Below are 11,721 nucleotides of genomic sequence, written 5' to 3' on the forward strand. Positions count from 1 at the left end.
GGATGACGGATTGGTTGTAATACGCCACCATCCGTCGTCCCGAAATCGCCCCAGCGATATTCGGGATCTTGGAAACATCCAGCGGTGGTTGTTTTTAGATCGCGGCCTGTTTGAGTAGGTCCCGGGGCAAGCCCGGGATGACGGGGAGTGGGCAAACCTTAGCTCCGAAGCATTTTTATTAGGTCCCGGAACGAGTCCGGGAAGACGGTGTAAATGTAACGCTAACCCTATACGTCGTCCCGGAATCGAGCAGCGTATATCCCCATCCGTCGTCCCGGAAAATGCCCAAGCATTTATCCGGGATCTCAGGCACAAAAAAGCCCGGCGGACCGGGCTTTTTTACAGTTAACTTAAAAATTAACCTTGGAAAGGATTACGCTTAGTGTGACCACCTTGCTCATCTGGAACGCTTCCAGAGAAACCTTGTGTCAACTCAGCCAAACTACCTGCTTTATCAAGCTTCGGCTGCGCATATGCCTTTTTGCTTTGTTCTGTAACAACTGCCTGTTGTGATTTCATATTGATACTCCCTTATTTACTGCGGCGAGTAGCACGAAGTGCTAACAAACCAAATGCGACGAGTAACAAACCAGCAGGAGCAGGTACTTCACCGAACGCGTCAGTATCTGTTTGGAATGCTAAACCACTACCAGCTGCGATGAACGCAGAGATGGTCATGGTGCCGTAAAGCTCATCTTCAACCAGGTTGCTATAGCTAGCAGTTGCTTGAGGATCGCTGCTTACGAACTCATGGCCAGGGCCTGATCCATTTGCAGAAGCATCGAAGAACGCAGTATCAAATACAAAGCCTTCACTTAAAATATCAATAGTGATACTTACAACGTCAAACGGACCGTTGAAGAAAGTGAATAAACCATAAAACGTATTTGAAACAGGGTCGTAGTCACCGAAAGAATCGCCGTCAAGAATCAACGCCCAGTCAGAAGCACCAAACGCACCACCTTGAGTAGCGGTTAACGCTTGCCAAATAGCAGACTCGCTCGATCCATTAGCAAAATCAACGGAAACAGAAATGCCAACCATATCTGCACCGGTCACACCTTGAACATAAGACGCATTTGCTTGAAAAGAAGCAAACAACGTCATTGCCATTGCGATAATAAATTTTCTCATTAAAGACGTCCCTAAAATGAAAGTTATAAAGAGTACTGCTACTTCCAAACACTGTATTGCAAAGATCGTACCCTAATTAATTATAATTTTATTACATTGATTTTATTAAGGTATTTTTGATCTAAATAGATCGCGTTTGATCTGAAGAAGTTGTTTTGTAAAAGAAACCGACACTAGAGTGGTGGCCAAATAAGCAATGAGGCTTACAGAACTGTTGATTTTAAAAAGAAAAACCCGGGTATTTCTACCCGGGTTTCTGCGATGAATAGGCTTTTAGCGATTAGCCTTGGAACGGATTACGCTTAGTGTGACCACCTTGCTCGTCTGGAACACTGCCAGAGAAACCTTGAGTCAGTTCGGCCAAGCTACCTGCTTTTTGTAACTCAGGCTTCGAGTATTCGCGCTTTTCTGCGTGCGCGTCACGCTGTTCAATAGAAGTCATCGTTACTCTCTCCATTATTTAGATGATTTACGCGCAATACGCATACCCATCAGGGCCAATGCAATCATTGCAAAACCTGCTGGTGCTGGAACAGAAATCTGGTCAGTGTCAGTTAAGAACACTTGCATTTCACCAGATGCTACAACAACCTGGCTAGAACTTAGCAGAGTCATTGTACCAAACAGCTCGTCCATGTAGTTGTCAGAGTAAACTGCAAACACATCAGCGTTTGAAGATACTAACTCACGACCAGGACCTGAACCATTTGCTGACGCATCGAAATATGCGGTATCGAACACGAAACCTGCAGCCAATGCGTTGAACGATAACGAAACCATGTCGAAATCGTAGAAATTCATCATTAAGAAACCGCCAAACAGGTCGCCTGTTACTGGGTCAAAATCACCAAACGAATCACCGTCTAGTAATACACCCCAAGGAATCAGACCGAATGCACCACCTGCACCGGGAGCAACAGCACCCCAAGTTGCAGTTTCAGAAGAACCGTCTGCAAACGTGGCAGTAACTTCCATACCGACCATATCTTCGCCGGTTACACCTTGAACAAAGCCCGCGTTTGCTTGACAAGCAAAAAACGCCAGGATCCCTGCTAAAATTAATTTTTTCATCGCTTCCGTCCTCTATAAAAAGCCCAGCACCGAAAATTCGAATACTACGTCCATAACGATACAATGTTCGTGCCAAAAATATAATAGCTATTAAAAACAACAGCTAAGCCCAAAGCTATCTAAGCGAAACCTAGATTTATAGGCTCATAAGCGGTTGTTTGTAAAATTATCCGACACAGCTTTCAATTCTTTAGTCAGATCCGCTGTTTAAGCGCTTTAACTACTCTATTTTCGACTTGTGGACTAGTTTACTTCGGTTTGCACTGTTTTAAAAGCCTTACGGGTTGAATGTAACCGTAGTTTCACAATTTCAGTAATCACATGATATTTAAATACTTTTTTATTTTTCATGGTAGTTAAGTATTTGTCAGGCACTATGTGTGTGCAACTGCACAAAATTTAAGCAAATATAATTTACCACCAACTTTATTTACGCTTTTTTAGGTACCTGCGAGTGCTAAGGTCCCGGAACAAGTCCGGGATGACGGTTTGGTGGGTTGTTTGTGCATCTCCGCCTGTTTGAATAGATCCTGGGACAAGCCGAGGTCCCAGGGCAAGCCAAGGTCCCGGAGCAAGTCCGGGATGACGGATTGGGTGTAATACGCCACCATCCGTCGTCCCGGAAAGTGCGAAGCACTTATCCGGGATCTAAGAAACATCCAGCGGTGGTTGTTTTTAGATCGCGGCCTGTTTGAGTAGGTCCCGGGTCAAGCCAAGGTCCCGGAACAAGTTCGGGATGACGGTTTGGTGGGTTGTTTGTGCATCTCCGCCTGTTTGAATAGATCCTGGGACAAGGCGAGGTCCCAGGGCAAGCCAAGGTCCCGGAGCAAGTCCGGGATGACGGCTCTTTCCACGGAACGAGTCCACGATGACCTCGTACTCTTGCTTACTCAGGCCTTAACGGGCATAGTGTTGTCACACTCAGGAAGATAAACATATCAGCATGACCGCGTTGTTTGCCATGGTGGCAGCAGACCACCACGCCATAATGGATCTATTCGATGAAGCCAGTCGACACGCTACACTGGCATTAAATTGGCAAAACGAGCATTGCCTGGTGGGTAACTATTGTTACCGCGGGAATGCGCGAACGCAGTTGCTGAGTCAGTTTTCCTTGCCACAAGGTAATATTATTGCCAACGCCAGTGCGCCGCTTTCCAATAGCGAATTAAGTGAGCAATTTTCCGCACAGCCCGCAGCGATCTCAAATGCGATCACCGGCCCGCATACGGTATTTACCTGGCACAACCCGCACAAATTGCTGTTTGCTTCACGCGATCCACTAAATCAACATGCGTTATACTACGGTAAAGTGGGTGGCGTGACGGTAATTAGCTCCGAGGCGTCGTTTATAGCGAAGTTAATGCCCAAGCAGCCTTCGCTGAATACCACGGCGTTGTCGTGTTGGTTAGCGGGGCAGCCTAATCCGGCTCTTTGTTTATATAATGAAATTAATACGTTACCACTAGGCACCAGCCTTTCTGTTAGTCCTCAGGGCAACGTAACTGAGCACACGTTCTGGGATATCGACCCGCAAAATAAACTGGCGCCCGCGTCCGACGGTACATACCGGGATATGTTTTTAGATTTACTAAAACAGTGTGTGAGCAGCCATATACACCCTTCAGATTCGCTGGTTGTAAGCCAGATGAGCGGAGGTATGGATTCAACATCCATTACCGCGCTGGCAAACGAATTGCTCACCGAGCCACGTAGTTGCAGGGCGCTGTCGCATTTGTACAGTCATTCGGCCAGTTGTGATGAGTCTGACAACATCAAAGCCATGTACCAAAAGCTGGGGCTGGTTGATCCTATTCAGATCACCGTAGATGCCGGTGCGCATCGCGACTTCATGTCGCTCTACCCTACTGATTACGACTCACCGGGAACCGTGTTATCGCCGCGCTATCATCAGGAGTGTGAGATCATTCAGGCCGCCGGTGGGCACCGACTACTTACGGGCAACGGTGGCGATGAAATGTGCTGGGGCCACGCCAGTGCCTATACCGAAAGGCTTTTCAAAGGTGAGTTTGGGGTTATTGCCGAGGTACTGAAGGCGTGCAAGCAAACGGGTATGGCGCGCTGGCTGGTCGCGCGTTCGTTGTTTGTAAAACCCATGATCCCTCAGTGGTTGCTGAATAGCGCGTATGCGTTGAAAGGCTATACACCGTCTGACATCCCCGCCTGGCTCACGCCAGAGGCGGCAAAACTGGCTACCGATGCGAGTAAAATTACCAACCCCTTTAACGAACGCAAACAACCCGTCGGTTATGCCCGGTATCAGGCGTTAAAAACCACTTCTACATACAATTCAGTGCGTTCCTACCAAAAAGTGGGTTGGCAGTACGGGATTGATGTTGCCCACCCGTTTTTCGACCCGCGTATGGCTGAATTCAGTTTTGCAGTACCCGGTAAACAGTTAATTCGCGGTCCTTACCCCAAATGGCTACTGCGCAATGCCATGCAAAACCACTTGCCCGAGTCAGTGTGCTGGAATGTAAAAAAGGTCACCTTCGACAACCATTTTGGTCAGTTGGTAAAAGACAACGCCAAACCTTTGCGTGAACTATTGAGCGACACGCGCCTGGCATCGTTGGGGCTGGTCGATAACGACGTTTTACTTAAAGCATTTGATGCGGCAGTGGGCGGCAACGGCGTGAGCGTTCACGTTGATCTGCTATACGCCATTCTCACTCAGCGCTGGATCCAGCAGCACCATTAACAGCTAACGGTGCATACCAACCAAAAAAAGCTAGCGCAGCGACGCCAGAATATGTTGCGACTGCTCAGTGGCCAGCTTGAGTTCGGTATAGGTATTCACCACCTCGGGACCGTCGTTGATTAGCTGTCCTTTGTGCGTAAGCCAACAATGCGCTTTCAGGCGCGCGTCTTGTTTAGCCACCCCAAAATGCAGTGCTAAGTCATAGCCATATTGTGTCAGTAACTGCTGCTGTACCACGCAGCGACGTAAACAATTTATGGGAAAGATGTGGTGTCGGGCGGCCATTTCACTCAGTCTGATAGCTTCAGACAAAGAAAGCGGTAGTGAGTGCCCACTTTCGATATTAAACTCGCTAAATATACGCGCCTTCCACCAATGGTAGGGAAAATACTGAATACGAATATGCCATAGCGCGAACTGCCACCAGCAACGCCGAAACCAGCGCCGCTGATCAGGGGCGAGCGCCCGGTATTTAGAAAATGACTTAAGCAACGCCTGCTTCGGCTAAATTAGCCTGAACCAAATCGTGCATTAATACCTGAAAATCCTGTTCAGCCTGCTCTGCGGTTACGTCGTAAATGTCTGCAATGTACTGTGCAATTTGTTGCGCAGATTTACCTTGCTGCAGTTGCTCGAGCATGTCGGCACCCACATTGTTTAACGTGAAATATTCACCGGACTCCGGCTCAAGTAACACCATTTCATCGGCTACTTTTTGTAGCAACAATTCGGGCTTTAACTGATAGGCTGACATGTTTTACTCCTGATAGTCGGACCTGATTGATTGACGCTGCAACGTACCGTTTTCCAATTGGTACACCACATCCGCAACGTCAGACAGTGTAGGATCGTGCGAGATCATGATAACGGTAAACTGCGCAAACAATCCATGAAATTCCTCTTTAAAACTCAGACGGGCTTGTTCGTCCAGCATTGACGTGGGTTCGTCCAACAGCAGGATCTTCGGCTTCATTAATAACGCCCGTGCCAGTGCAATACGCTGGCGCTGACCACCCGACAGCCTTACCCCGCCCTCGCCGACCTGGGTGTCATAGCCCTGAGGTAAGCGCATAATTAAGTGGTCCAAGCCTGCCTGGCTGGCCGCTTTGTATACGTCGTCTGCTGCTGGGTTCGCCAGACCATAGGTAAGGTTATCGAAAATACTGCCGTTTAAAAGCAGCACGTCCTGCGACACCAGGCCAATTGCGTGGCGCAATGACGCCGTAGTGGCCTGTTGAATGTTTTGCCCGTCAATCAGAATCTTACCCGTGGCTGGCTGATAAAAGCGCATCAGCAAGTGCAGCATGGTGGTTTTACCGCCGCCATTCTGACCGTAGATCAGCATGTTCTGACCAGCTTTTAAATGAAATGACACGTCTTTCAGTATGGTACCACGCTGAGGAAAGCCAAACGCTACGCTGTCGAACACAATGTCGCCGTGTTCGATGGTCATGGGTGTGCCGTGCTCATCGCGTGGCTCACTTTCCAGGTGATACACATGCAGCAGTCGCTCAGACGCGCCTATTACCTGCTGAAGCTGACCGTACAGGCCTGCCAGTGAACCCAGCGGCCGGGTGAATACAATGCCGTACAACAATAAGCTTATGAGATCGGGGATCCCAAGAGCGCCTGAATTAAACTTCAGCACGCTCATGATCACAACAACCAGAATACACAATGACGCCAAAAACTGAATTAACGGCGAGAGCAATGCCTGTAAGCGGAACTGGCGGGCTCTGAGCGCCAGAATTTCATTCGAACGGCGTTTAAATTTAGACGACTCCGCTTCTTCTTTGTTGAATGCTTTGATTAACGAGATCGCACCGATGTTTTCACTCGCCTGCGCCAGTGAGTCGGCCTGACGTTGCACCAACGCCCGGGAGATAGGCTGCATGCCACGGCTCACCAACTTCAGAATGATGTATATCAACGGCACCAGGAAGCAAATTAACAAGGCAATGGTGGGTTCAATCATATACATCAGAATGCCCGCACCAATCAGTACCAGAATATTCGGGATGAGGTTGGTTAGCACGCTGGACGCGAAAAAGCTCACCACGGCCAGATCGTTGGTCAACATAGACAGCACGTCACCGCGCTTATTTTCCTGGAAATACTGAATGGGCAGTACCTGAATATGATCGTACAAACGGCAACTCAATTCAGCCATTAAGCGCGCGCCCACCAGGTTTACGTTATAGGTAGACAAAAAACGCAGTGCGGCTTGCGCAGCAAATAACGCAACCCACAAATATAAGTATTTCAGGTGGTTATTATTGAGAATTGTGACTTCTTGCAGGAATGACTGGGACTGCTGGCCAATTAAGTACGGCACACTCAGGCTCACCGCGGTTTCGGTAACCATAAGGGCTACCACCATAATGAAAGACCATTTATAAGATTGAAAAACCTTTAAGCCGTAGTGCAGACGCAGGCTATCGAACATGTGTACTTCCGTAATTGCTACCTGAGCACCAGGCATCGTCCTATTTTATGTCTGGCGTTACTTTACAACACTCCCTTCGTCGCGTCATCTAGCCTTTTTGTGTAGGTCCCCTCCCCGTCGTCCCGAAATCGCCTCAGCGATATTCGGGATCTAAGAAACATCCAACAGGGGTTGTTTTGATATCACGGCCTTTTCAGGTAGGTCCCGGGACAAGCCGAGGTCCCGGGGCAAGCCCGGGATGACGGTGAGGGTGTCGTCTCAGCATCGCGGTGGGATACCTCCATCTGTCGTCCCAGAATCGCCCCAGCGATATTCGGGATATTAGAAAACCACACATCCGTCGTCCCGGAAACGCACAGCACTTATCCGGGATCTTAGAAACATCCAACAGGGGTTGTTTTGATATCGCGGCCTTTTCAAATAGGTCCCGGGGCAAGCCCGGGATGACGGGGAGTGGGTCGTCTCACCATCGCGGTGGAATACCTCCATCCGTCGTCCCGGAAACACGCAGCGCTTATTCGGGATCAAAAAAACACACCCGTCGTCCCGAAATCGCCCCAGCGATATTCCCATCCGTCGTCCCGGAAAGTGCGAAGCACTTTTCCGGGATCTTAGAAACATCCAACAGGGGTTGTGTTGAGATCACGGCCTTTTCAAATAGGTCCCGGAACAAGCCGAGGTCCCGGGGCAAGCCCGGGATGACGGTGAGGGGGTCGTCTTAGCATCGCGGTGGGATAACCCCATCCGTCGTCCCGGAATCGCCCCCAGCGATATCCGGGATCTTTGAAACATCCAACAGGGGTTGTGTTGAGATCACGACCTTTTTGAATAGGTCCCGGAACAAGTCCGGGATGACGGCTCTTTATAAACCCGGAACGAGTCCGGGAAGACGATGTATAAGTAAAAACCTTACTCACAGGGGTGTTATTTCCCAAACTTATCTATACAATAGATTAAAAACAAACATAACAATCGAGTTAACAATAATGAAATGGCCAAATCTTAAACACTTACATTACTTGGTAACTTTACATCAGGAACAGCATTTCCACCGGGCGGCGCAGCGTTGTAACGTGAGCCAGTCAACCCTGAGCACTGCAATTCAGAACCTCGAAGAACATTTTGGCAGCCAACTGCTGGAGCGTGAGCACAAAACCTTTGTGTTTACCTCGTTAGGACTCGATGTGGTGGAGCGTTCGAAGGTTATTCTGCAAGAAGCCGGTGAACTCGTAGAATACGCGCAAAACGCCGGAAACTGGCAGCGTGGTAAGCTGAAGCTCGGCGTTATTCCCACCATTGCGCCATTCTTGTTTGAAGCCATGTTAGGCGCATTTCGTACCTTCTTACCGGAAATCCAGTTGGAGCTGCAGGAAGACACAACGGCAAATCTTACGCGACAACTCACCGACGGCAGCCTGGACTTGCTGGTACTGGCACTGCCCATGGAAACGCCGGGATGCAAACAAATGGTGCTGGGCCACGACCCGTTCCATTTAATTGCCCATAAAGATTTAGCCAACGATTTACCTTCGCCACTGGACATTTCCAGCTTACCGAAGAAAAGCATTTTCCTGCTGCAACAAGAGCATTGTATGACCGGCCATGCCGTGAGCGCATGTAACCTGCAGCACACCGATCAAATCAGCTCGTTGGCTGCCAGCTCACTGTATACCCTGGTGCAATTAGCGAACAGTAAACTGGGCTACACATTCCTGCCAGAACTGGCACTTAACCAGGATTTGCTCAAGAACACGCAACTCACCTCGTTCCCGGCGGAAGAAAAAGCGTTCCGGGAAATTGGACTTGTATGGCGTGCGGGGACTACGCGGATGCGTCTGTTCCGTCGTGTAGGTGAGATCATATCTCCATTGCTTCCGGTCCCTACCCTAAAATAATTTTCATACCGGGCAAACTTTTTTGCCCGGCCCCCCGACTATACCCACAACAACATAAAACTTTGGGGATATCCGGTGTTTGAAAAGCGCGACGAACAATTAATTGAACAGGCCTTAAAAGGGCATAAAAAGTCCTGGTTCGCGCTGATTAAACGCTACGAGTCTGCGATTTATCAATATGGCGTGCGCATGACGGGCAACCCACATGACGCAGCAGACCTAATGCAGGATATCTTTATTGCGGTATTCCGCAGCTTAACCAACTACCGCGGTGAAGGCAGTTTTAAAGCCTGGTTATTCCGCATCGCGCATTTTCGTTGTATTGAATTTTACCGGCGCAAACGACCAGACTCACCGCTGGACGAAGACGACGAACTCAGCTGCGAGCGGCCCTGCCCTGAGCACAACTTAATGACCGACAGCACCAGTCAGGCGCTGACGGCCGCAATGCAACGTTTGCCGTTAGCGCAACGTGCTGTTATCGAATTGAAATTTTTTGGACAGTTTACCTTCGACGAAATAGCCGACCAGCTGGGACTCTCCAGCAATACGGTGAAGTCGCGCCTATACAGCGCCCTGTCGAAGCTAAAACTGGATTTGGAGGTAGAACATGGCTAATTACGAGTCAGATTATTTATTCGGCCAATGGCTGGACAATGCCTTAACCAACGAGGAACGCGACGCGTTTGAAGCGCTCTGCCTGAGCGATAAAGCCTTCGCGGCTCAAGTGGAAACTGCCACGCAGCTGTCGGTTGCCGCAGAGCAGTTTACCTCTCCGCCTATGCCTGCCTGGGATAAAAATGCCACTTTCGTGGCCCCGGACAAACCCAAGTGGTGGCAATGGCAGGGCTTACCCGTTATGTCCATGGCCATGTCAGCATTGGCGATTGTAATGGTGGTAAGCGGCTTCTCTGTACAAGTAAGCGAAGGCAAATTAACCATGGGTTTTCAACAAGGGCCCAGTGACGAACAAGTTGCTGCATTGGTGAATCAGAAACTCAATGACTATCAACAGGCGAATCAGGCCATGTTCACCCAGTATGTTGCCGCACTCCAGCAGCAACAACAGGAAAACAGCACACAGCTTACTCAATATCTGCTGACTTCGAGCCGACAGGAGCGTCGCGAGGACTTTGCAGAGCTTATTAAGTTTATTAACCAACAGCGCGATGACGATCAGCGCTACTACGCACGCCAGCTAACTCAGCTTCAGCGTGAAATTAATTCACTGGATGATGGCTACCCCGCCCTCACCGAGTAATCAGACAACAGGTGGAATGATTATGAAAGCACTAGCAATTGCATCGCTATTTGGCGCAACCCTGGCTACCAGTGCCGTTGCACAAAACCTTACCGAACTGGATAAACAGCTGAACATTATGTCCGGTGTTATCGACACCGCTTTAAAGCAGGATACCCGCAAAGAAGGCGTGCGCTACCGCAGCATCGAAGCCACGTACCTGGCAAAGCAAGGGGTTATTTTTACCATTCACACCGGTGGTCGCGGTATGATGTTCGACTTTGATTTCGGCGACTTAATGAGTGTTATTCCTACCCCACCGTCTGCGCCCGACGCGCCCACAGTTACGGTAGTGGCGGACGGCATGCATGTGGAGAGCCACGGCGATTACGAGTTCATCGTCGAACAGGATTGGGGTGAAACCGCCGAACGTGTCGTTCGTCAGGTAGAGAAAATCGTGCGTAAGACCGACGAGAAATTACGAGAGTTTCGCAGTGATCGACGCGAGATCGAATGGGAAATTCGCGAACTAGAACGTCGCAACCGCGATCTGGAATTCGAACTACGCGCCGCAGATAACGAGCGTAAGCGCGAAATCGAAGGCGAAATGAAGGAGCTCAAAGCAGAACTGGACCGTTTACAGTCTCGTCAGCAAGAGCTTCAGGACTACGCACAGGAACTGGCCGAAGAGAAAAAGGCCGAGTTGGCCAAGCAACGCGAAATGCAGGAGAAAGCTTACAAAACCTTTCTGGCCAATTTCGAAGGCAGTGTCGGCGACACCTTATGTAGCTTTGGTGCCGGTTTACGTGAACTCCCGGATGACGAACACATCAGCTTTATCCTGAAGAACTTCGGCAAGGGCGAAGATGGCAAGGCCCAGGACCGCTTGTACATATTCAATAAAAAGTCAGTGAAGAGCTGTGTGGCCGAGAAAATCACGCCCAGCGATTTACTGGCAAAAGCCGAGGTGTATGTATTTTAGGGTATAGGTCCCTCCCCTGTCGTCCCGGAAAGTGCGAAGCACTTATCCGGGATCTTAGAAACATCCAGCGGGGGTTGTTTTAACATCACGGCCTTTTCAAATAGGTCCCGGAACGAGTCCGGGATGACGATAAGGGGGTCGTTTTGACATCACGGCCTTTTTGAATAGGTCCCGGGACAAGCCCGGGATGACGGAGTAAGGACGTATCAACGCATCCGTCGTCCCGAAATC

12 protein-coding genes are annotated in these 11,721 nt (G+C 49.5%); 5 read left to right on the forward strand and 7 right to left on the reverse strand.

The window, feature by feature from the left end; genetic code table 11:
• Window positions 1-357: 357 nt before the first annotated feature.
• The 4 genes from BUB81_RS21905 to BUB81_RS06530 all read right to left on the reverse strand — a co-directional run bounded on the left by BUB81_RS21905 (window position 358) and on the right by BUB81_RS06530 (window position 2,205).
• A complete protein-coding gene (locus tag BUB81_RS21905) occupies window positions 358-519 on the reverse strand; it encodes a lasso RiPP family leader peptide-containing protein (protein ID WP_139241518.1) in 162 nt (53 codons plus the stop codon).
• 12 nt (window positions 520-531) lie between these two features.
• Window positions 532-1,134 (reverse strand): hypothetical protein, encoded by a 603-nt coding sequence (locus tag BUB81_RS06525; RefSeq protein ID WP_073320061.1) that lies wholly within the window; start codon window positions 1,132-1,134, stop codon window positions 532-534.
• 280 nt (window positions 1,135-1,414) lie between these two features.
• Entirely contained in the window at window positions 1,415-1,576 is a 162-nt protein-coding gene (locus BUB81_RS21910; RefSeq protein ID WP_139241519.1) for a lasso RiPP family leader peptide-containing protein, read from the reverse strand.
• 14 nt (window positions 1,577-1,590) lie between these two features.
• Window positions 1,591-2,205, reverse strand: coding sequence for a hypothetical protein (locus tag BUB81_RS06530; protein WP_073320065.1), 615 nt, complete (start codon window positions 2,203-2,205; stop codon window positions 1,591-1,593).
• 943 nt (window positions 2,206-3,148) lie between these two features.
• Here BUB81_RS06530 and BUB81_RS06535 point away from each other — a divergent pair.
• Complete coding sequence (locus BUB81_RS06535; protein ID WP_073320068.1) at window positions 3,149-4,927, forward strand: lasso peptide isopeptide bond-forming cyclase; 1,779 nt, start codon at window positions 3,149-3,151, stop codon at window positions 4,925-4,927.
• A gap of 30 nt (window positions 4,928-4,957) precedes the next feature.
• On the opposite strand, the gene BUB81_RS06540 is transcribed toward BUB81_RS06535, so the two are convergent.
• The 3 genes from BUB81_RS06540 to BUB81_RS06550 are packed head-to-tail and all read right to left on the reverse strand — an operon-like array spanning window position 4,958 to window position 7,373.
• Window positions 4,958-5,419, reverse strand: a complete 462-nt coding sequence (locus BUB81_RS06540; protein WP_073320071.1) for a lasso peptide biosynthesis B2 protein — start codon at window positions 5,417-5,419, stop codon at window positions 4,958-4,960.
• Window positions 5,412-5,681, reverse strand: a complete 270-nt coding sequence (locus BUB81_RS06545) for a PqqD family protein (RefSeq protein ID WP_073320074.1) — start codon at window positions 5,679-5,681, stop codon at window positions 5,412-5,414. Before BUB81_RS06545 ends, BUB81_RS06540 begins: the two co-directional genes overlap by 8 nt.
• 3 nt (window positions 5,682-5,684) lie before the next feature.
• Window positions 5,685-7,373 carry an ABC transporter ATP-binding protein gene (locus tag BUB81_RS06550; protein ID WP_175555777.1) on the reverse strand — a complete coding sequence of 563 codons (1,689 nt, stop codon included), beginning with the start codon at window positions 7,371-7,373 and terminating at the stop codon, window positions 5,685-5,687.
• A 986-nt stretch (window positions 7,374-8,359) separates the two neighbouring features.
• On the opposite strand from BUB81_RS06550, the gene BUB81_RS06555 reads away from it, so the two are divergent.
• From BUB81_RS06555 to BUB81_RS06570, 4 genes are all read left to right on the forward strand, one after another.
• A complete protein-coding gene (locus tag BUB81_RS06555; protein ID WP_073320080.1) occupies window positions 8,360-9,268 on the forward strand; it encodes a hydrogen peroxide-inducible genes activator in 909 nt (302 codons plus the stop codon).
• Window positions 9,269-9,343: 75 nt separating this feature from the next.
• Window positions 9,344-9,886, forward strand: coding sequence for an RNA polymerase sigma factor (locus BUB81_RS06560; RefSeq protein ID WP_073320083.1), 543 nt, complete (start codon window positions 9,344-9,346; stop codon window positions 9,884-9,886).
• Entirely contained in the window at window positions 9,879-10,529 is a 651-nt protein-coding gene (locus BUB81_RS06565) for a hypothetical protein (protein WP_073320086.1), read from the forward strand. The genes BUB81_RS06560 and BUB81_RS06565 overlap by 8 nt, the downstream gene beginning before the upstream one ends.
• A 22-nt stretch (window positions 10,530-10,551) precedes the next feature.
• Window positions 10,552-11,490: a hypothetical protein gene (locus BUB81_RS06570; RefSeq protein ID WP_073320090.1), complete on the forward strand. Its 939-nt coding sequence runs from the start codon at window positions 10,552-10,554 to the stop codon at window positions 11,488-11,490.
• The last annotated feature ends 231 nt before the right edge of the window (window positions 11,491-11,721 follow it).

Origin of the sequence: Marisediminitalea aggregata, from assembly GCF_900129565.1 — a bacterium.
Taxonomy (GTDB): Bacteria; Pseudomonadota; Gammaproteobacteria; order Enterobacterales; family Alteromonadaceae; genus Alteromonas; species Alteromonas aggregata.

Excerpts from the sequence above, each read along its gene's own strand:
- BUB81_RS21905 (WP_139241518.1), bottom strand. The coding sequence starts at position 519 with ATGAAATCACAACAGGCAGTTGTTACAGAACAAAGCAAAAAGGCATAT.
- BUB81_RS06525 (WP_073320061.1), bottom strand. The coding sequence starts at position 1,134 with ATGAGAAAATTTATTATCGCAATGGCAATGACGTTGTTTGCTTCTTTT.
- BUB81_RS21910 (WP_139241519.1), bottom strand. The coding sequence starts at position 1,576 with ATGACTTCTATTGAACAGCGTGACGCGCACGCAGAAAAGCGCGAATAC.
- BUB81_RS06530 (WP_073320065.1), bottom strand. The coding sequence starts at position 2,205 with ATGAAAAAATTAATTTTAGCAGGGATCCTGGCGTTTTTTGCTTGTCAA.
- BUB81_RS06535 (WP_073320068.1), top strand. The coding sequence starts at position 3,149 with ATGACCGCGTTGTTTGCCATGGTGGCAGCAGACCACCACGCCATAATG.
- BUB81_RS06545 (WP_073320074.1), bottom strand. The coding sequence starts at position 5,681 with ATGTCAGCCTATCAGTTAAAGCCCGAATTGTTGCTACAAAAAGTAGCC.
- BUB81_RS06550 (WP_175555777.1), bottom strand. The coding sequence starts at position 7,373 with ATGTTCGATAGCCTGCGTCTGCACTACGGCTTAAAGGTTTTTCAATCT.
- BUB81_RS06555 (WP_073320080.1), top strand. The coding sequence starts at position 8,360 with ATGAAATGGCCAAATCTTAAACACTTACATTACTTGGTAACTTTACAT.
- BUB81_RS06565 (WP_073320086.1), top strand. The coding sequence starts at position 9,879 with ATGGCTAATTACGAGTCAGATTATTTATTCGGCCAATGGCTGGACAAT.
- BUB81_RS06570 (WP_073320090.1), top strand. The coding sequence starts at position 10,552 with ATGAAAGCACTAGCAATTGCATCGCTATTTGGCGCAACCCTGGCTACC.